Raw genomic sequence first — 19,125 nt, 5'->3', positions numbered from 1 at the left:
CTTTTTATTATCTTCAGGCGATTATCCCAGCAAATCAGTAGCTTGATTTATTGGCACCCAATTTGCTTTAAGTAAAAAAGGTAGAGTTGTTGGACCAATTATTCAGGGGAAGCCATGTCAGCATCGATCGGTAATCTCGGCCCGATTGCGGTGCAGCACAGTGATGTGCTGGTACTGGACGCGTTGACCCGTTACGTCGCCCAAAGCGGCACCCAAATCGGCGAGCGTTTACCGCCGGAACGCGTGCTTGCAGAAAAGCTCGGCGTCAGCCGTAACACCGTGCGTGAAGCCCTTAAACGGTGGGAAGCGCTGGGCATCATCGTTCGCCGTAAAGGCAGTGGCACCTTTCTCCATGCTGAAGTCACCAGTGATGACAGTTTCCTGTCGCTGCGTTTCAAAAACGACTCCAGCAACATGCTCCATGCGCTGGAAGTGCGCCGGATTATTGAGAGCGAATCCTGCGCGCTGGCGGCGGTCCGTGCTTCCGATGACGATCTTCGTGACATTGAGATCCGGCTGGAAGAGATGGAAAGAGTCCATCTGGCAGTCGGTTCTGCTGGGGCAGAAGACTGGGCATTTCACGCCAGCATTTACCACGCGGCACACAATCCGCTGTTACTGCGGATGGTGGTGGGTCTTTACGACACGCTGCATGCCTTTTTTGAATCACCACCTGAACAGGCCCTGTTTAGCGATTCGTTTTCCCTGCATCGCACCTTGTATGAAGCCATTGCCGACCGTAATGCGGAAGAAGCACGCCGCATCAGCCATTTAATTCTCGATATAACCGAGCGTGATATGAAGGAAGTGATTAATGCAGCCTGAAAAGCCCTTTAGTGAACAAACCCGACTGACCCACGATCAACGTCATGACAAAGGCGCAGTTTCCCCGCCCGTCTATCAATCCTCTTTGTTCAGCTTCAGTGATTACGACAGCATGATTGCCCGCTTTCGTGGCGACAGCGATCAGCCGTTGTATTCACGGGTCGATAACCCGACGGTCAAAGTTCTACAGGACAAAATGGCCGAACTGGAGGGTGGGGAAGCCTGCCTGGCTTTTGGCAGCGGGATGGCGGCGATCAGCAACGCCATTCTGAGCGTGGTCCAGCCGGGCGATAAGGTGGTTTGCATCAATCACGTCTATCCGGATACCTACCGTTTCCTGAAAGGGTTCTGCACCCGCTTTAACATCAACAGTGAGTTTGTCGATGGCGACTCGCTTGAGGCGATTGCCGCCGCGCTGCCGGGTGCGAAGTTGCTGTATCTCGAAAGCCCAAGCAGTTGGGTGATGAGCGAACAGGATCTGCAGAAGATTGCCACGCTGGCGAAAGAGCACAAGGTGATCACCCTGATTGATAACAGCTGGGCCTCGCCGCTGTTCCAGAAGCCGCTGGCGCTGGGCATCGATATGGTGGTGCATTCCGCCTCGAAATACATTGGTGGCCACAGCGATGTGGTGGCTGGACTGGTTATCGCCAATGCCGAACGTATCAGCGCCATCTCGCGTTATATCAGCCCGTTCCTTGGCGGCAAGCTGTCGGCTAATGAAGCCTGGCTGCTGATCCGTGGCCTGCGGACCTTGCCGTTACGCATGCGGCAGCACCATGAAAGTGCGCTGCAGCTGGCTTCTCAACTTCAGGACCATCCGCAGATCCTCGCGGTAAACCATCCGGGCCTGCACAAAGCCGCCTTTTCAACCCTCAGCGGCTACAGCGGGCTGTTCTCTTTTGAGCTGGATCAGTCGGTCGATATTCCGACCTTCTGTAACGCGTTGCAGCTGTTCCATATGGGCGTGAGCTGGGGAGGATTTGAAAGTCTGGTGATGCCCGCCATTTCGGTGCTGAATCAGGCCGGTGAATTTAACTCCGCCGTGGATTTTGGCGTCTCACCGCGCGTTATCCGCGTCTCCATCGGTCTGGAAGATACCGCAGATTTGTGGAACGACCTGCAGCAGGCGATTGCCGCCGCACGCCAGTAACCTGATTGCCCGCACTCCATTAACAAGAGGTCATGAAAATGCGACAGCCTTTACGCTCTTTGTTACTTAACAGCGTCCTGATTACCCTGGGAATGTGCAGTGCCTACAGCACAGTGGCCGCCACCAAACTGACGCTGGTGGAAGTGATCACCAGCCCGGCCCGCACGGCGATGCTGCAGAAAATGCTGAGCGAATATAAAACCCAGCACCCGGAGACGGAAATCGAAGTGATCTCCCTTCCCTGGGGGCAGGCATTTGAAAAACTGGGCACCATGATGCAAAGCGGGCAGGTGCCGGATGTGGTTGAAATGCCGGACACCTGGCAAGGGCTGTATGCCAGCAACAATATGCTGGTGGATCTGGAACCTAAGCTGAAGGCGTGGCCAAACACCGCCAACCTGACCGACAAAACGCTGGATATGGCGCGGGCGTCGGACGGCAAAGCCAATATGGTTCCTTACGGTTTCTATCTGCGCGCTATGTTCTGGAATAAGAAACTCTTCCAGCAGGCAGGCTTGAGTGGCCCACCAAAAACCATGGATGAGTTTGTGGCGGATGCCAAAAAGATCAGCGCGCTGGGCAATGGCATCAGCGGGTACTGCATGCGCGGCGGCGTAGGTGGCACCAATGCCTGGATGATGTTTATGACTACCATGAACGGCTCACCGGCTTTCTTTGATAAAGACGGGAACAGCACGCTGACTCAGCCAGGGGCGATCAAAGGCGCGCAGCTGCTGGTCGATATGTACAAGCAGGGCGGTGCACCGAAGGACAGCGTCAACTGGGGCTTCAATGAAATTGTCTCCGGCTTCTACTCCGGAAAATGCGCAATGCTGGACCAGGATCCCGATGCCCTGATCGCCATCAAAAACAGCATGAATCCGGATGACTTTGGCGTGGCGCCAATGCCGGTTGGGCCATCAGGCAAAGCCTATCCGACGATTGGCTACACCGGCTGGTCGATCTTCAAGCAGGCCAAACACCCGGATGATGCCTGGCAGCTGATCCAGTTCCTTAGCAGTGAAGCCAATAACCTCACCTGGTCGAAGTTTGTCGGCACCTTGCCAATCTACAAAGGGGCCGAGAACGATCCGTTCTACCATTCACCCCAGTTTGCGGGCTGGTTCACCGAGCTTAACGACCCGAAATACGTTCCCCTGACCATGCCAACCCATCTGAAAGGCTGGGGCTATTTCAACTCGGTCACGGTGAAAGAGAGTACCCAGGAAACGTTGTTAGGGGAAAACGACACGACCTCGATGGTGGAGGATTGGGCCAAATACCTGACCAAAGAGCAAAAAGCCTGGATGGCTACTCAGTAACCCACGCGCCCCCGTCGTGACGGGGGCGGCAATGGAGACGGAATTATGATGCTGGACGTCAGAATGGTTGAAACTGCCAGACCGCCGCGCTTCCACCGGCTGCGGATGCTGGCAGAGCCCTGGCTGTATATGAGCCCAACGCTGATCCTGATTGGTCTGTTTATCTTCGTGCCGATGATGATCGGCATCTCGTACGCCTTCCAGAATATCCAGCTACTTAATCCGCTGGACAGCGGCTGGGTGGGACTGGATAACTTCCGCGAAATGTTTGATGACCGCCGTTTCTTTAAGGCGCTCGGGCACACCGCAAACTGGACGCTGACGTCATTGGGACTGCAGTTTTTCCTCGGGCTCGGGCTGGCGCTGTTGCTTAACCGGGAGTTTCCGCTGCGGCGCTGGGTGCAGGCGCTGGTGTTTCTCCCCTGGGCAGTTCCGGCGTTTCTGTCCGGATTAACCTGGTCATGGTTGCTGAACCCGGTGATCGGCATTTTGCCGCACTGGATGACAGCCCTGCATTTGATCAGCGAACCCTACAACATTCTCTCCGATCCCCAACTGGCGCTGTATGGGCCGGTGATCGCCAACGTCTGGTTTGGCATTCCCTTTTTCGCCATCACCCTGTTAGCGGCATTGCAGTCGATCCCGAAAGATCTGTATGAAGCGGCCTCAATGGATGGTGCCAGCAGCTGGCAGCAGTTCAGGCGGGTGACGCTGCCTTTTCTGGCGCCGATGATCGCCATTACCGTGATGCTCCGGACCATCTGGATTGCTAACTTTGCTGATCTGATCGTGGTGATGACCGATGGCGGGCCTGCCGGATCGACCTCGATTCTGTCGAGCTATATCTTCACCACGGCCTATCGCAAGCTGGACTTTGGCTATGCCTCCGCGATGGCGGTGTTCCTGCTGATCCTGATGACCTGCTATGCCCTGGTGCTGCTGCGGATCCGTCATCAGATGTTGAAATAAGGAGAGCATAATGCGCCAGCTATTACGTCTGATGGGTCACCGGGTGGGCATTCTGGCTTACCTGCTGTTTGCCTTGTTTCCGCTGTACTGGGTGATCAAAATTTCGGTGACGCCTGACAAGCTGCTCTACAGCGAAGGGGTGAAAATGTGGCCGAGCGCCTTCACCTTCGAGCATTTCAGACGGGTGTTTGTTGAGAGCGACTTTCCAACCTTCTTCAGTAATAGCCTGATCGTCTCGTTTTCCACCGCGGCACTGGCGACGGTGATTTCCGCGCTGGCGGGCTATGCCTTTTCCCGCTTCTCCTTCAAAGGAAAAACGGTGATTGCTGCCCTGTTGCTGTTCACCCAGATGTTCCCGCTGGTGATGATCCTCGCCCCGATTTACAAGGTGATGGCGCCGTTAGGATTAACCAATAATCTGCTGGGGCTGATCCTGATTTACACCGCGTTTAACGTCCCTTTTGCCACCTTCCTGATGCAGTCCTTTTTCGACGCCATTCCTAAAGACCTGGAAGAATCGGCGATGCTGGAAGGCTGTACGCGTTTTCAGGCGTTAGTCAAAGTGCTGGCACCGCTGACCTTACCGGGTATGGCGGCCACGTTAGGGTTCGTCTTTACCGCCGCATGGAGCGAGCTGCTGTTCTCGCTGATGCTGATCAATAAAAACTCGGTGATGACCTTTCCGGTCGGACTACTGAGTTTTGTCTCGAAATTCGCCGTTTCATGGGGAGATATGATGGCAGCCGCAGTGCTGGCGCTGATCCCTGCCTGTCTGTTTTTCGCGTTCATTCAGCGTTACCTCATTCAGGGGCTGACGGCGGGTGCGGTAAAAGGATAATCATCATGGCTCAAATCTCTCTTTCGCAAATTGAAAAGCGCTACGGCAACGTCGAAGTGCTGCGTGACATCAATCTGACCATTGCTGACGGCGAATTCGTGGTGCTGGTGGGTCCGTCAGGCTGCGGCAAATCGACGCTGTTAAGGACCATCGCCGGGCTTGAACTGGCCAGCAGCGGAGATATTCGCATTGGCAACCGGTTGATGAATCAGGTCGCGCCGAAAGATCGTGATATCTCGATGGTGTTCCAGAGTTACGCGCTCTATCCGCATCTGACTGTCGCGCGCAATATGGGGTTCAGTCTGGAGGTGCAGAAACGGCCCAAAGCCGAAATTGAGGCGGCGGTAAAACGGGCGGCCGAGATTTTAAGCCTGACCGCCTTGTTGGATCGTCGCCCGAAAGAACTTTCCGGCGGCCAGCGCCAGCGTGTGGCCATGGGAAGGGCGATTGTCCGCCAGCCCAAGGTGTTTCTGTTTGATGAACCCTTATCTAACCTCGACGCACAGCTGCGTGGGCAGATGCGCGTGGAGATTAAAAAACTCCATCAGCAGATGAACAACACTATCGTCTACGTGACCCATGATCAGGTGGAAGCGATGACGCTGGCCGACCGCATCGTGGTGCTTAACCACGGGGTTATTCAGCAGGTGGGTACGCCGTTAGAGCTGTACGACACGCCCGCCAATAAGTTCGTCGCCAGCTTTATCGGATCGCCGCCAATGAACTTTATCAGCGGCAACATCCAACGCCATGATCTGGGCCTCAGCCTGCAGGTCAGCGCCGAACTTTCCCTGCCGTTACTGGAGCGGGCCACGCCGCTCAGCCATGGCAAAGCGGTGATTTATGGCATCCGCCCGGAAAATATCCTGCTGTGCGATCTGGCCGATCAGGGCGCGATGCCGTTTACCGTGTCGTTGATTGAGCCAACCGGCTTGTCTGAGTTAATTCATGGCACGCTGGCCGGGGAACCGATGATGATTTACTGCACGCAGCGGTCGGGCTGTGCGGCGGGGGATGTCAGAGGGGTGAAGTTTGATCTGGAACGGGTACAGCTGTTTGATGCCGACAGCCAGCAGCGGTTGCCGTAGCCGGTCAGTTTGACCGGCCTGCCGCAGGCGTTAAGCGCGGCAGGCCGGTTCGCGCGATCAGGAGAGCGCGACCTTGATGCCCAGCGCGATCAGCACGCCGCCCAGCAGTTTATCGACCAGCTTTTGCGCCTTCGCCAGGCCACGACGGACCGGTGCGCTCTGGATGATCACCACCAGCAGCGGCCACCAAATCGAGGAGAGCATCAGGATGATCGCCGCGTACCAAATCTTCTCGCCGAAACCGGTATGCACGTTAAGCACCTGGGTAAACATCGACAGGAAAAACAGCGTGGCTTTCGGGTTCAGCAGGTTACACAGGTAGCCCTGCAGGAACGCCTTCTTCAACGAGGTGGTTTCCGGCTCGATATTGCTGAGATCCATTTTGCTGTTGCCACGCGACATCAGGGCCTGCACACCGATGTAGATCAGATAGGCCGCGCCGACATACTTCAGCATCATAAACAGCCACGGCGTGGTGGTAATCACCACCGCCAGACCTGCCACGCAGTAAGCCATATGCGTCGCGACGGCACAGTTGACCCCCAGCGCGGTAAACATTGCGGCTGTGCGGGGATAACGGGCGGCATTCTTGATAATCAGGAAGAAATCGGGGCCGGGAGAGAGCATTCCCAGAGCCGCGATCGTGGCGATAATCAAGCTGGTCTCTAACATGGTGGCATCCTGTAGCAAATGAGGGGCGGATTCTAGCACGTTCGCAGGGTTTTTTAGCTATCAGCCAGAGCAAATACAACGCAAACGTTACCTTGAAGAACCTTTACGCAAATCCCCCGCCAGGGGTATCGACGAAAGTTTCACCTTTACGTATGATGGCGCCAATTTTACCCCCTTTACTGAGTTTCTATGATGATAAGCCTGATTGCGGCCATGGCGGCCGACCGCGTTATTGGAATGGATAATGCCATGCCGTGGCACCTGCCAGCCGATTTGGCCTGGTTTAAACGCCAGACCCTGGATAAGCCGGTGATCATGGGCCGCCGCACCTGGGAGTCGATCGGACGCCCGCTGCCAGGCAGACTGAACATTGTGATCAGCAGCCAGCCGGGCGATGCGGAAGGCGTCAGTTGGGTGACCTCTATCGATGAGGCGCTGCAGGCAGCCGGAGAAGTGGATGAAGTGATGGTCATCGGTGGCGGTCGCATCTATGAACAGCTGTTGCCGCGTGCCGATCGTCTGTATCTGACGCACATTGATGCGGAAGTGGTGGGCGACACCACTTTCCCGGATTTCGAACCGGAAGAGTGGCAGTCGACCTTCAGTGAATTCCACGATGCGGATGAGAAGAACAGCCACAGTTTCTGCTTCGAAATTCTGCAACGTCGTTAATCACTACCCGCCAGATGTGACAATGCCAGACCGGAGTCTGGCATTGGCTAAGCCGCTTTATCGCGTCAGTCTTCCAGCGCACGTTCGCGGTTGGAAGGCTGAACGAACCACGCTTTATCTTCCCAGCGCAGCATCGTCAGCACGCCACCCCAGCAACAGCCGGTATCCAGCCCAATAATCCCGTCAGGTGTGCCTTTGCCTTCCAGCGAGGCCCAGTGACCAAACACAATGGTGTACTCGCTGGCGACCGGGCCAGGAATATCAAACCAGGGTTTCAGCGGCGGTGGGGCGGTGTCGGGCGTATCCTTGCAGATCATATCCAGCTGCCCGTTCGGGAAGCAGAAGCGCATCCGCGTCAAGGCGTTGGTGCTGAAACGCAGACGCGCCAGCCCGCTGAGTTCCGGCGTCCAGTTATTCGGCATATCACCGTACATGGCGTCGATAAACAGCGGATAGGTATCGCTGGAGAGAACCGCTTCAACTTCGCGGGCGCAGGTTTTCGCCGTTTCAATATCCCACTGCGGGGTGATCCCGGCGTGCGCCATCACCAGCTTTTTCTCTTCATCCACCTGCAGCAGCGGCTGGCGACGCAGCCAGTTGATCAGCTCGTCGGCGTCGTCCGCTTCCAGCAATGGCGTCAGCCGATCCTTGGGCTTATTGCGGCTGATACCGGCATAGACCGCCAGCAAATGCAGATCGTGATTGCCCAACACCAGGCGCACACAGTCACCGAGCGAACGCACGTAGCGCAGCACGTCCAGCGATCCCGGACCGCGGGCCACCAGATCGCCGGTCAGCCACAGCGTATCCTGCTGAGGATCGAAAGCAACCTGCTCCAGCAGGGAATGAAGTTCGTCATAGCAACCGTGGACGTCACCGATCAGATATGTGCTCATTGGACCTTTCCAGGCAGACGTGTTCCTGAGCCGTTAAGCCCGATCGCCGTCTGTGCAATCAGATGAATTAATGGAGTTGGCTGGGAACGGCCATGCGGAACACCGGGATCTCAACCTGGAAGCTTGCGCCCTGATGGTCGATCATCACGTAATGTCCCTGCATGGTGCCCATCGGCGTTTCCAGCACGGCGCCGCTGGTGTACTGAAATTCACTGCCGGGCTGGATGTGCGGCTGCTCGCCAATCACGCCTTCACCCTGAACTTCGGTTTCACGGCCATTACCATTGGTAATCAGCCAGTAGCGGCCCAGCAGCTGAACGGCGTTACGCCCCAGATTGCGTATTGTGACGGTATAAGCAAAAACATAACGTTCTTCTTCAGGCACAGATTGCGAAGGAATATAGGCACTCTGAACATGGACACATACACGAGGCGTATCGATCATTCTGCTACTTCTCCGGCGTCTGGGTCTGAGGCTGGGTCTGCGGATGCGCAATCAGCCAGTTAGCTAACTGGCAATACTGCGCCACAGTGATGTTTTCAGCCCGTAAGGTCGGGTCGATGTTCATCTCCTGCAAGACTTCCAGCGAGAACAGATGCCCCAGGCTATTGCGCAGCGTTTTACGACGCTTACCAAAGGCTTCTGTGGTGATTCGGGTCAGCACGCGCATGTCGGTGACCGGATGTTCAATTTTCGCGTGCGGCATTAAACGCACCACTGCTGAATCAACTTTAGGCGCGGGCGTAAAGGATTCGGGCGGCACTTCCAGTACCGGGATCACCTGGCAGTAATACTGCGCCATCACGGTGAGGCGGCCATAGGCTTTGCTGCCCGGGCCCGCGACCAACCGGTTAACCACTTCTTTTTGCAGCATAAAATGCATATCACGGATTGCCGTGGCATAGCTGAAAAGATGGAACATCAGTGGCGTGGAGATGTTGTAAGGCAGGTTACCAAAGACGCGCAGCGACTGGCCTTTTTCGCGAGCATACTCAGCGAAGTCAAAGGCCATGGCATCCTGCTGGAAGATCGTCAGCTTCGGTCCCAAAAACGGATGGGTTTGCAGACGAGCCGCCAAATCACGGTCGATTTCAATGACGGTCATGGCGTCCAGACGCTCGCCAACCGGTTCGGTTAACGCACCCAGACCGGGACCGATCTCGACGATGGCCTCGCCTTTCTGCGGGTGAATGGCGGAGACGATGCTGTCGATAATGTACTGATCGTTCAGGAAGTTCTGTCCGAAACGTTTGCGGGCGAAGTGGCCCTGGTGGACGCGATTATTCATTACTGCTCTTGATCATGGTGATGGCGAGGTTAAGCGCCGTAATAAAGCTGCCCGCATCAGCATTGCCCAGGCCAGCCAGTTCTAAGGCGGTGCCATGGTCAACGGAGGTACGGATAAAGGGCAGGCCGAGGGTGATATTCACCGCGCGCCCGAATCCCTGATATTTTAGCACCGGAAGCCCCTGGTCGTGATACATCGCCAGGACGGCATCGGCATGTTGCAAATATTTTGGCTGGAAAAGCGTATCGGCCGGTAACGGCCCGGTCAGCAGCATTCCCTGCTGACGAAGCTCGTCCAGGGCAGGGATGATAACATCGATCTCTTCCCGACCCATATGTCCGCCTTCACCGGCGTGCGGATTTAAGCCACAAACGAAGATGTGCGGAGAGGCTAAGCCAAATTTGCGCTGCAGGTCAGCATGTAAAATGCCGATAACTTCATGCAGGCTGTCGCGGGTTATCGCCGCGGAGACGTCTTTAAGCGGCAGATGGGTCGTCGCCAGCGCCACCCGCAACTCTTCCGTCGCCAGCATCATCACCACACGTTCGCACTGCGCACGTTCGGCAAAGAATTCGGTATGGCCGCTAAACGGAATACCGGCGTCATTAATCACACCCTTATGAACCGGGCCGGTGATTAACGCGGCGAATTCGCCGTTAAGGCAGCCGTCACAGGCGCGCGCCAGCGTTTCCAGCACGTAATGGCTGTTGGCGACGCACAGCTCGCCAGCGATAACCGGCTGCGGCAAAACGACGGGAAGGACGGTCAGCGTGCCGGCTTGCTGCGGCTGCGCCGCCGTACCGGGCTGATAGTCTCTCAGGGTGAGGGGTAAACCCAGCTTTGCTGCACGGTCGAGCAGCAAAGCTGGATCGGCACACACAACCAGTTCAACTGGCCAGTCGCGCTGGGCCAGTTGAAGGGTAACATCAGGACCAATCCCGGCGGGTTCGCCGGGAGTGATCACCACACGTTGATTACTGTGCATTCGCATCCAGGATTTTCACGTAGGCGGCAGCACGCTGCTCCTGCATCCAGGTCTGCGCTTCTTCAGCAAACTTGCGGTTGAACAGCAGACGATAAGCACGCTCTTTCTGTGCCGCATCGGTTTTGTCCACCTGACGGGTGTCGAGCAGCTGAATCAGATGCCAGCCGAAGGACGAGTGAACCGGTGCGCTCAACTGGCCTTTTTTCAGCTTCATCAGCGCATCGCGGAACGCCGGGTCATACATCTCCGGGGAGCTCCAGCCTAAATCGCCGCCCTGATTGGCTGAACCTGGATCCTGAGAAAGCTGTTTAGCTTCTTCAGCGAAGGTGGTTTTGCCGCTGTTAATATCCGCCACCACCTGCTCCAGCTTCTGACGCGCCTGCTCATCGGTCATTACCGGAGACGGCTTCAGCAGAATGTGGCGGGCATGCACTTCGGTCACGGAAACGTTCTGGCTCTCGCCACGCACATCGTTAACTTTCAGGATGTGGAAGCCAACTCCCGAACGGATTGGACCGATGATGTCGCCTTTCTTCGCCGTGACCAGCGCCTGAGCAAACAGAGATGGCAGCTCCTGAATCTTGCCCCAGCCCATGTTGCCGCCTTTCAGCGCCTGGGGATCGGCAGAGTAGGTGATCGCCAGTTTGCCGAAGTCAGCGCCGCTTTTGCTCTGGCTGACCAGCTGTTTCGCCAGCGTTTCCTGATCGTCAACCTGTTGCTGAGTCGGGTTTTCCGGCAGTGGCAGCAGGATGTGGCTGAGGTTTAACTCGGTGCTGGCATTGTTTTGAGACGCAACCTGCTTGGAGAGAGAATCCACTTCCTGAGGCAGGATGGTGACGCGACGACGCACTTCGTTGTTACGCACTTCCGAAATGGTCATCTCGCGACGGATCTGCTCACGGTAGGTGCCGTAGTTCATCCCATCATACGCCAGGCGGCTGCGCAGCTGGTCTGGCGTCATTTTGTTCTGTGCGGCGATGTTCTGGATAGCCCCATCAAGCTGAGCATCCGTCACCTGAATCCCGGACTGTTTTGCCATCTGCAGCAAAATATTGTCCATGACCAGACGTTCAACGATCTGATGACGCAAGGTTTTGTCATCAGGCAATTGCTGACCAGCCTGCTGAGCCTGGCTTTTAACCGACTGCATCATGCCGTCGACATCACTTTCAAGTACTACGCCGTTGTTTACTACAGCGGCAACTTTATCAACAACTTGCGGGGCTGCAAACGCGGTGCTGGCTGTCAGCGCTGCACCAAGGATCAGCATTCTCCAGTTCTTCATACTTTTTCCATTCTTCTATCCGCACTGCGGGTTTGCATTGTATTAATCACAACATCAGAAAGAGCGCTGATAAGGCAAGATGCCCTCACGCAGCATTTGACCGGTGCCGAGGCTATAAGAAGGACTCAGGCCACGTAGCTCAATGTTGAACGAGATTTTATTGTCGTAATTACTGGTACTGTTATCGCTATTCCAGCTGGTGATTTTACGTTCGTAACCCAGACGAATTGCATAGCAGCAGGAACTGTACTGCACGCCAAGCAACTGATCGGCCGGCTGTTTGGCTTTGGTATCGTAATACCAGGCGCCTACCACCGACCAGGCATCAGCAATCGGCCAGCTTGCCGTTGCGCCAACCTGAGAAATGCCATCCTGATAGCCTGGGTTGGTCACCGTGGATAACGTTTGGGCAATATATTCCGGGCTGGTGTAACGGTAGTTCAACTGCACCATACGGTCAGCATCGCGGCGGTATTCCAGTACGGCATTGCCTTGCGAAACGTTATCAAGACGGGTGTCGTACTGCAGGCCACCACGGGTGCTCCAACGGTCGCTGATACGGTAGTAGGTGTCACCTGCCCACACCAGACTGCCACGATCGTCGCTGTCCGCGTTCTCCAGACCGGTACGGGATGGAGTAAACGAGTAGATTTGACCTACGGAAGCGTTAAAACGTTCAACCAGATCGTTATCAAAAATTCGCGTGGTCACACCGCTGGTCACCTGGTTGGCTGACGCGATGCGATCCAGACCACTGTAGGTGCGGTCGCGGAACAGGCCGGTGTAGTCACTTTGCAGCAGCGTGGAGTCATAGGCGCGGATATCGCTCTGGTCGCGATAAGGCAGATAAAGGTACTGCATACGCGGTTCCAGCGTCTGCGTGTAGCCTTCTGACCAGTCCATATCCCGGTCAAACACCATCTTGCCGTCAACTTTAAACTGCGGCATCACGCGGTTAACGCTGCTTTTCAGCTGGTTAACTTTGTTGGTATCAACGGTATTGTTGTAATACTCAATGTCGTCCTGCTGATAGTGGGTCGCCAGCAGTTTCGCTTCGGTATTCAGACTTCCCCAGCCGTTAGACAGCGGCAGGTTGATGGTCGGCTCGAGATGCAAACGGGTTGCATCCGGCAACTCTTCGTTGACGTTGGTGAATTTCACCGCCTGAGCATACAGGTGGGTGTCGAACGGCCCGACGTTGTTCTGGTAATAGTTGTAGTCAAACTGCGGTTCTGCACGGTAAACGTCATTGCTGGCGTTAGTGGAGAAGATCTGGAACTGTTTGGTCGACAGCGTGGCGTCCCAGTTTTTCTCGGCATAACCGATACTGAATTTCTGCGTGACGTAGCCGTCCGTCGAGTTGGCATACGGCGAGTCGAGGTCAGTGAAGTAATAGGTGTCACTGACTTTGGTGTAGTCGACGTTGAAGCGCCAGTTCTTATCGTAAACACCGGCGTGCTTCCAGTAGAACATCCAGCGTTTGGAATCGTCATCGCTGATGTTGCGTGAAGGCGCATCTTTTTCGAACTGATTGTCCGAATTCAGATAATCGAACTCCATCAGACCGGCACCCGCCAGGGTCAGATAACGGAATTCGTTCTGTAACTGTAGCCCACGGTTGCTCATATAGTGCGGCGTAATGGTGGCATCGGCCTGCGGCGCAATGTTCCAGTAATACGGCAGAATGAACTCAAAACCGTTGGAGCTGCCGTATTTGGCATTCGGGATCAGGAAACCTGAGCGGCGGCGGTCGCCAAGCGGCAACTGCAAATAAGGGCTGTACAGCACCGGTACCGAGCCGATCCTGAAGCGGGCATTCCAGATTTCAGCAACCTGCTCTTCGCGGTCCTGAATAATCTCGGTGCCGGCCACGCTCCAGCTGTTATCGCCAGGCAGACAGGAGGTAAAGGTGCCGTTTTCCATAATGGTGTAACGGTTCTGGCCACGCAGTTTCATCTGATCGCCAGTACCACGGCCCTGACGGCCCACCATCTGGTAGTCGCCGTTCCAGACGTTGGTGTCTTTGGTGTTCAGGTTTGACCAGGCTTTCGGACCTTTCAGGATGACCTGATTGTCGTCGTAGTGCACATTACCTAAGGCATCCACGGTGCGCACAGGCGTCGGCTGACCCGGCTGCTGCTTTTGATGCAGCTGAACCTCGTCAGACAGCAGACGGCTGTTACCCTGCTGGATATCCACGTTGCCGGTGAAGACCGCGTTATCGGGATAATTGCCTTTGGCATTGTCGGCGTTAATCGTTACCGGTAGGTCATTATTCGTTTTTCCCTGGACCAGAGGACGGTTATAACTTGGTACACCCAGCATACATTGTGATGCCAGGTCGTCGGCCAGGCCTTGCTGGCTGTAAATCGCTGTGCCGATAAGCGTGGCCAGCAAAGTAGGTAATCTTTTTTTCATACGCGGTATCGAGAATTCCGTGATAGCTGGCATCATGCCGACAAACGGTCAGAGACTATCGCACTCAACTGCGTTGCGCTAGTGTTAATCCTGGTCGTCTGGCCGCGTTGCCGTTAGGCTCTGAGTTAAATGACAGGTATGATAATGCAATTTTTAGCCTTCAGCATGGCGAATTGAGGAGTATATGCGCTATTGGGGAAAAGTAATTGGCCTTGTGCTCGGTTTGTTGAGCGGCACCGGCTTCTGGGGTTTAGCATTTGGCCTGCTGATTGGCCACCTGATCGACAAAGCGCGGGCAGTAAAAGGACAGGGCTATTTTGCTAACCAGCAAACCAGACAGTCGCTGTTTTTCCGCACCACCTTTCAGGTTATGGGCCATCTGACCAAATCCAAAGGACGCGTGACGGATGCGGATATTCAGATGGCTTCACTGCTGATGGACCGTATGCAGCTGCACGGCGACGCACGAACGTCGGCGCAGCGTGCTTTCCGTGAAGGGAAAGAGGGCGACTACCCGTTGCGCAGTAAATTGCGTGAACTGCGTAGCGCCTGCTTTGGCCGCTTTGACCTGATTCGGATGTTTCTGGAAATTCAGATTCAGGCGGCGTTTGCCGATGGCTCTCTGCATCCTAACGAACGCCAGGTGCTGTTTGTGATCGCCGAAGAGCTGGGTATTTCCAAAGCGCAGTTCGATCAGTTCCTGCGGATGATGGAAAGCGGTCAGCAGTTTGGCGGCGGTGGCGGCAATTATCACAGCGGTGCGGGTTCGCAGGGCGGCGGCTTTGGTCAGGCGCGACGCGGACCCACGCTGGAAGATGCCTGCAGCGTGCTGGGCGTGAAAAGCAGCGATGATGGCACCACCATCAAACGTGCCTATCGCAAGCTGATGAGCGAGCATCATCCGGACAAGCTGGTTGCTAAAGGCTTACCGCCGCAAATGATGGAAATGGCCAAGCAGAAAGCGCAGGAAATTCAGGCGGCTTACGATCTGATCAAACGCGAGAAAGGGTTTAAGTAGCGGATTTGCCAGATGGCGATGACCTGACGGTGATAATAAGGGCGGAAGAGATTCCGCCCTTATTCGTTAGAAATCCGCCGGCTGACGGAAGGTCATTGGCGTGTGGTACTGCGGATGGGTAATGGTCAGCATCTCGGCATGTAGCTGCAGTCGCGGTGCCATGGCTTTAGCCTCAGCGTGGGCGTAAAAATTATCCCCCAGAATCGGATGGCCAAGCGCCAGCATATGCACCCTTAACTGATGAGAACGTCCGGTAATCGGCTTCAGCTGAATACGGGCACTGTTGTCATCGGCATAATCCAGCACTTCATACTCGGTCTGTGCTGACTTCCCCGTTTCAAAACACACCTTCTGCTTTGGCCGGTTTGGCCAGTCGCAAATCAGCGGCAGATCGACCAACCCTTTGGCTTTCTCCGGATGCCCCCAGATGCGGGCAACGTACTGCTTTTGCGGTTCACGCTCGCGAAACTGACGCTTCAGCTCGCGTTCAGCCGCTTTGGTTAACGCCACAACGATCACGCCGCTGGTGGCCATATCCAACCGGTGCACCGATTCCGCCGCAGGAAAATCACGCTGGACGCGGGTCATCACGCTGTCTTTATGATCTTCCAGACGTCCGGGGACCGACAGCAATCCGCTCGGTTTGTTGATCACCATGATGTGCTCATCCTGATAAAGGATGTGCAGCCAGGGTTCTTGCGGTGGGTTATAGGGTTCCATCTTGTTGCCTGTCAGGGGCGGCGTGAACCGCCCCATGTTGAGTTACTGGTGCGTTACGACAATCAGACGCAGCGCATCGAGACGCCAGCCTGCCTCGTTCAGCGCGGACAGAACCTGCTCACGGTTGCTTTCCAGTGCGTCAATCTCATCCTGACGGATGTTCGGATTCACGGCACTCAGGGCATCCAGGCGCGACAGTTCGGCGCTCAGCTTTTCATCGGCTTCGCGGCGGGCGACGTCAATCACCTCGCGCGCCATGGTCGCGGCTTCGTCTTCGGCCAGCTTCAGGATCTCATGAACATCCTGCTGTACGGCGTTGACCAGCTTGCTACCGGTATGGCGATTCACCGCGTTCAGCTGACGGTTGAAGCTTTCAAACTCGACTTTACCGGCCAGGTTAGTGCCTTTGCGGTCAACCAGCATGCGCACCGGCGTTGGTGGCAGGAAGCGGGTGAGCTGCAGATGTTTCGGCGCCTGCGCTTCCACCACGTAGATCAGCTCTACCAGCAGGGTGCCGACCGGTAATGCCTTATTCTTCAGCAGGGACAGCGCGCAGCTGCCGGTATCGCCGGAGAGGATCAGATCCAGACCGTTGCGGATAATCGGGTGTTCCCAGGTGACATATTGCGCGTCTTCACGGGAAAGCGCCTGGCCGCGATCGAAGGTGATGGTACAACCGTCTTCCGGTAGACCCGGGAAGTCTGGCACCAGCATATGATCGCCCGGCGTCAGTACGATCAGGTTATCGCTGCGATCTTCCTGATTGATGCCGACGATATCAAACAGGTTAAGCGCAAAGTTAACCAGTTCGGTATCGTTATCCTGCTCGCCAATCTTCTCTGCCAACGCCTGCGCTTTCTCACCGCCGTTAGAGTTCAGCTCCAGCAGGCGATCGCGTCCCTGTTCCAGCTGCATTTTCAGCGCACTGTGCTGCTTACGGCAGTCGGCGATAAATTCTTCCAGGCCTTCGGTCTGTTCCGGCGAGGCGAGGAAGGCAACCAGCTGGGCGTAGGCCTTATCATATATAGCGCGGCCGGTCGGGCAGGTATGCTCAAATGCTTCCAGACCTTCGTGATACCACTGAACCAGCACCGACTGGGCGGTTTTTTCCAGGTAAGGCACGTGGATCTGAATGTCATGCGTCTGACCGATACGGTCAAGACGGCCAATACGCTGCTCTAACAGGTCCGGGTTAAACGGCAGATCGAACATCACCATCTGATGGGCGAACTGGAAGTTACGGCCTTCGGAACCAATTTCAGAACACAGCAGCACCTGAGCGCCATCTTCTTCAGAGGCAAACCAGGCGGCCGCACGGTCACGTTCAATAATCGACAGGCCTTCGTGGAACACCGCCGCGCGGATACCTTCCCGCTCGCGCAGAACCTGCTCCAGCTGCAGCGCCGTGGCCGCTTTGGCACAGATCACCAGCACCTTCTTATCGCGCTGGCTGGTCAGGAAGCCCATCAGCCACTCAACGCGCGGATCGAAGTTCCACCAGGTGCCGCTGTCGCCTTCAAATTCCTGATAAATCTGCTCGGGATACAGCATGTCGCGGGCGCGCTCATCGACAGATTTACGCGCGCTCATGATGCCGGAAACCTTGATCGCGGTTTGATACTGCGTTGGCAGCGGCAAACGGATCTGGTGCAGTTCACGTTTCGGGAAGCCTTTCACCCCATTACGGGTGTTACGGAACAGCACGCGGCTGGTGCCGTGGCGGTCCATCAGCATGCTGATCAGTTCCTGACGCGCTTCCAGTTTTCCTTCACGGTCGCTGTTGGCGGTTTGCAGCAGCGGCTCGATATCCTGCTCGCCGACCAGATCGTTAAGCATATTCATCTCTTCCGCGCTGAGCGACTTATCGGCCAGCAGGCCGGTTACCGCATCGGCAATCGGACGGAAGTGCTGCTGCTCTTCAACGAAGGCAGCAAAATCATGGAAGCGGTTAGGATCGAGCAGGCGCAGACGGGCAAAGTGGCTTTCCAGTCCCAGCTGCTCTGGCGTCGCGGTCAGCAACAGCACGCCAGGGATCTGTTCGGCCAGTTGCTCAATCACCTGATATTCGCGGCTTGGCTGGCCTTCTTCCCACGCCAGGTGGTGGGCTTCATCGACAATCAGCAGGTCCCAGGAGGCATCCGCCATCATTTCGAGGCGCGTTTTGTTGCGGCGCACGAAGTCGAGTGAGCAGATCACCAGCTGTTCGGTTTCGAAGGCGTTATCGCTGTCCAGTTGCGCCTGCGCATAGCGCTCATCGTCGAACAGGGCGAAACGCAGGTTGAAGCGGCGCAGCATCTCAACCAGCCACTGATGTTGCAGGGTTTCAGGCACCACGATCAGCACGCGTTCTGCGCGGCCGGCCAGCAGTTGCTGGTGGATGATCATCCCGGCTTCGATGGTTTTACCGAGGCCGACTTCATCTGCGAGCAGGACGCGCGGCGCATGGCGGCGGCCAACATCATGGGCAATGTGCAGCTGGTGCGGGATCAGGCTGGTGCGCATGCCACGCAGGCCACTGACCGCAAGGTGATACTGCTCGCTCTGGTATTTACGGGCGCGGAAGCGCAGGGCAAAGCGATCCATACGATCCAGCTGGCCAGCAAACAGGCGATCCTGAGGCTTGCTGAAGACCAGCTTGCTGTCGAGCATCACTTCACGCATCACCACGCCGGTCTCTTCAGTATCCAGACGCGTGCCGATGTAGGTCATCAGACCGTTTTCAGTGGTGACTTCTGCCACTTCCAGCTGCCAGCCTTCATGGCTGGTAATGGTGTCGCCCGGATTGAACATCACACGGGTGATTGGAGAATCATTTCTGGCATAAAGACGGTTTTCGCCGGTGGCGGGGAACAGCACAGTCACCATGCGCGTGTCGATCGCGACAATAGTGCCCAATCCCAATTCGCTTTCCGTATCGCTGATCCAGCGTTGACCAAGTGTAAAAGGCATAGATATTCGGCTCGATTCTCTTAGAG

At 56.0% G+C, this 19,125-nt stretch carries 17 protein-coding genes; 8 read left to right on the top strand and 9 right to left on the bottom strand.

The features are described from left to right. Positions 1-114: 114 nt before the first annotated feature. The 6 genes from AC0IXH_RS13975 to AC0IXH_RS13950 are packed head-to-tail and all read left to right on the top strand — an operon-like array spanning position 115 to position 6,195. A complete protein-coding gene (locus AC0IXH_RS13975) occupies positions 115-825 on the top strand; it encodes a FadR/GntR family transcriptional regulator (protein ID WP_013200717.1) in 711 nt (236 codons plus the stop codon). Beyond that, the gene (locus tag AC0IXH_RS13970; RefSeq protein WP_346600001.1) at positions 815-1,978 is read left to right on the top strand and encodes an aminotransferase class I/II-fold pyridoxal phosphate-dependent enzyme; all 1,164 of its coding nucleotides are present in this window, start codon (positions 815-817) and stop codon (positions 1,976-1,978) included. Before AC0IXH_RS13975 ends, AC0IXH_RS13970 begins: the two co-directional genes overlap by 11 nt. Before the next feature lie 38 nt (positions 1,979-2,016). Beyond that, positions 2,017-3,300 carry an ABC transporter substrate-binding protein gene (locus tag AC0IXH_RS13965; protein ID WP_041692210.1) on the top strand — a complete coding sequence of 428 codons (1,284 nt, stop codon included), beginning with the start codon at positions 2,017-2,019 and terminating at the stop codon, positions 3,298-3,300. Positions 3,301-3,345: 45 nt separating this feature from the next. Next, on the top strand, positions 3,346-4,269 hold the full coding sequence (locus AC0IXH_RS13960) for a carbohydrate ABC transporter permease (RefSeq protein WP_013200720.1): 924 nt from the start codon (positions 3,346-3,348) through the stop codon (positions 4,267-4,269). A gap of 10 nt (positions 4,270-4,279) precedes the next feature. Continuing rightward, positions 4,280-5,107, top strand: coding sequence for a carbohydrate ABC transporter permease (locus tag AC0IXH_RS13955; RefSeq protein ID WP_013200721.1), 828 nt, complete (start codon positions 4,280-4,282; stop codon positions 5,105-5,107). A 5-nt stretch (positions 5,108-5,112) separates the two neighbouring features. Continuing rightward, positions 5,113-6,195, top strand: a complete 1,083-nt coding sequence (locus AC0IXH_RS13950) for an ABC transporter ATP-binding protein (RefSeq protein ID WP_134823459.1) — start codon at positions 5,113-5,115, stop codon at positions 6,193-6,195. Positions 6,196-6,252: 57 nt separating this feature from the next. Here AC0IXH_RS13950 and AC0IXH_RS13945 read toward each other — a convergent pair whose 3' ends face one another. Then, the gene (locus AC0IXH_RS13945) at positions 6,253-6,867 is read right to left on the bottom strand and encodes a LysE family translocator (RefSeq protein ID WP_053140310.1); all 615 of its coding nucleotides are present in this window, start codon (positions 6,865-6,867) and stop codon (positions 6,253-6,255) included. A gap of 189 nt (positions 6,868-7,056) precedes the next feature. Between AC0IXH_RS13945 and folA the strand changes: the two genes are divergently transcribed. Further along, positions 7,057-7,539, top strand: a complete 483-nt coding sequence (folA, locus tag AC0IXH_RS13940; RefSeq protein ID WP_013200724.1) for a type 3 dihydrofolate reductase — start codon at positions 7,057-7,059, stop codon at positions 7,537-7,539. A gap of 65 nt (positions 7,540-7,604) precedes the next feature. On the opposite strand, the gene apaH is transcribed toward folA, so the two are convergent. The 6 genes from apaH to lptD all read right to left on the bottom strand — a co-directional run bounded on the left by apaH (position 7,605) and on the right by lptD (position 14,448). Beyond that, positions 7,605-8,435: a bis(5'-nucleosyl)-tetraphosphatase (symmetrical) ApaH gene (gene apaH / locus AC0IXH_RS13935; RefSeq protein ID WP_346566976.1), complete on the bottom strand. Its 831-nt coding sequence runs from the start codon at positions 8,433-8,435 to the stop codon at positions 7,605-7,607. Between the two features lie 67 nt (positions 8,436-8,502). Then, positions 8,503-8,880, bottom strand: coding sequence for a Co2+/Mg2+ efflux protein ApaG (gene apaG, locus AC0IXH_RS13930; protein WP_013200726.1), 378 nt, complete (start codon positions 8,878-8,880; stop codon positions 8,503-8,505). A 4-nt stretch (positions 8,881-8,884) separates the two neighbouring features. Then, positions 8,885-9,724, bottom strand: coding sequence for a 16S rRNA (adenine(1518)-N(6)/adenine(1519)-N(6))-dimethyltransferase RsmA (gene rsmA, locus AC0IXH_RS13925; protein WP_013200727.1), 840 nt, complete (start codon positions 9,722-9,724; stop codon positions 8,885-8,887). Then, positions 9,717-10,709, bottom strand: a complete 993-nt coding sequence (pdxA, locus tag AC0IXH_RS13920; protein ID WP_134823461.1) for a 4-hydroxythreonine-4-phosphate dehydrogenase PdxA — start codon at positions 10,707-10,709, stop codon at positions 9,717-9,719. Before pdxA ends, rsmA begins: the two co-directional genes overlap by 8 nt. Next, complete coding sequence (gene surA, locus AC0IXH_RS13915) at positions 10,699-11,994, bottom strand: peptidylprolyl isomerase SurA (RefSeq protein ID WP_013200729.1); 1,296 nt, start codon at positions 11,992-11,994, stop codon at positions 10,699-10,701. Before surA ends, pdxA begins: the two co-directional genes overlap by 11 nt. A 54-nt stretch (positions 11,995-12,048) precedes the next feature. Further along, positions 12,049-14,448 carry an LPS assembly protein LptD gene (gene lptD, locus AC0IXH_RS13910; RefSeq protein WP_041691901.1) on the bottom strand — a complete coding sequence of 800 codons (2,400 nt, stop codon included), beginning with the start codon at positions 14,446-14,448 and terminating at the stop codon, positions 12,049-12,051. Between the two features lie 148 nt (positions 14,449-14,596). Between lptD and djlA the strand changes: the two genes are divergently transcribed. Continuing rightward, the gene (gene djlA / locus AC0IXH_RS13905) at positions 14,597-15,430 is read left to right on the top strand and encodes a co-chaperone DjlA (protein ID WP_013200731.1); all 834 of its coding nucleotides are present in this window, start codon (positions 14,597-14,599) and stop codon (positions 15,428-15,430) included. A gap of 66 nt (positions 15,431-15,496) precedes the next feature. Here djlA and rluA read toward each other — a convergent pair whose 3' ends face one another. Together rluA and rapA are read right to left on the bottom strand one after the other, a co-directional pair. Further along, complete coding sequence (rluA, locus tag AC0IXH_RS13900) at positions 15,497-16,150, bottom strand: bifunctional tRNA pseudouridine(32) synthase/23S rRNA pseudouridine(746) synthase RluA (RefSeq protein WP_134823464.1); 654 nt, start codon at positions 16,148-16,150, stop codon at positions 15,497-15,499. 42 nt (positions 16,151-16,192) lie between these two features. Next, on the bottom strand, positions 16,193-19,099 hold the full coding sequence (rapA, locus tag AC0IXH_RS13895; protein WP_013200733.1) for an RNA polymerase-associated protein RapA: 2,907 nt from the start codon (positions 19,097-19,099) through the stop codon (positions 16,193-16,195). Between the last annotated feature and the right edge of the window lie 26 nt (positions 19,100-19,125).

Source organism: Erwinia sp. AC075, assembly GCF_979253995.1.
The sequence above is the reverse complement of the archived record's forward strand: the minus strand, read 5'-3'. Positions and strand labels throughout refer to the sequence as shown.

What these genes read in the sequence shown, in the direction of transcription:
- AC0IXH_RS13975 (WP_013200717.1), top strand. Translation starts at nt 115, where the DNA reads ATGTCAGCATCGATCGGTAATCTCGGCCCGATTGCGGTGCAGCACAGT.
- AC0IXH_RS13970 (WP_346600001.1), top strand. Translation starts at nt 815, where the DNA reads ATGCAGCCTGAAAAGCCCTTTAGTGAACAAACCCGACTGACCCACGAT.
- AC0IXH_RS13965 (WP_041692210.1), top strand. Translation starts at nt 2,017, where the DNA reads ATGCGACAGCCTTTACGCTCTTTGTTACTTAACAGCGTCCTGATTACC.
- AC0IXH_RS13960 (WP_013200720.1), top strand. Translation starts at nt 3,346, where the DNA reads ATGATGCTGGACGTCAGAATGGTTGAAACTGCCAGACCGCCGCGCTTC.
- AC0IXH_RS13955 (WP_013200721.1), top strand. Translation starts at nt 4,280, where the DNA reads ATGCGCCAGCTATTACGTCTGATGGGTCACCGGGTGGGCATTCTGGCT.
- AC0IXH_RS13950 (WP_134823459.1), top strand. Translation starts at nt 5,113, where the DNA reads ATGGCTCAAATCTCTCTTTCGCAAATTGAAAAGCGCTACGGCAACGTC.
- AC0IXH_RS13945 (WP_053140310.1), bottom strand. Translation starts at nt 6,867, where the DNA reads ATGTTAGAGACCAGCTTGATTATCGCCACGATCGCGGCTCTGGGAATG.
- folA (WP_013200724.1), top strand. Translation starts at nt 7,057, where the DNA reads ATGATGATAAGCCTGATTGCGGCCATGGCGGCCGACCGCGTTATTGGA.
- apaH (WP_346566976.1), bottom strand. Translation starts at nt 8,435, where the DNA reads ATGAGCACATATCTGATCGGTGACGTCCACGGTTGCTATGACGAACTT.
- apaG (WP_013200726.1), bottom strand. Translation starts at nt 8,880, where the DNA reads ATGATCGATACGCCTCGTGTATGTGTCCATGTTCAGAGTGCCTATATT.
- rsmA (WP_013200727.1), bottom strand. Translation starts at nt 9,724, where the DNA reads ATGAATAATCGCGTCCACCAGGGCCACTTCGCCCGCAAACGTTTCGGA.
- pdxA (WP_134823461.1), bottom strand. Translation starts at nt 10,709, where the DNA reads ATGCACAGTAATCAACGTGTGGTGATCACTCCCGGCGAACCCGCCGGG.
- surA (WP_013200729.1), bottom strand. Translation starts at nt 11,994, where the DNA reads ATGAAGAACTGGAGAATGCTGATCCTTGGTGCAGCGCTGACAGCCAGC.
- lptD (WP_041691901.1), bottom strand. Translation starts at nt 14,448, where the DNA reads ATGATGCCAGCTATCACGGAATTCTCGATACCGCGTATGAAAAAAAGA.
- djlA (WP_013200731.1), top strand. Translation starts at nt 14,597, where the DNA reads ATGCGCTATTGGGGAAAAGTAATTGGCCTTGTGCTCGGTTTGTTGAGC.
- rluA (WP_134823464.1), bottom strand. Translation starts at nt 16,150, where the DNA reads ATGGAACCCTATAACCCACCGCAAGAACCCTGGCTGCACATCCTTTAT.
- rapA (WP_013200733.1), bottom strand. Translation starts at nt 19,099, where the DNA reads ATGCCTTTTACACTTGGTCAACGCTGGATCAGCGATACGGAAAGCGAA.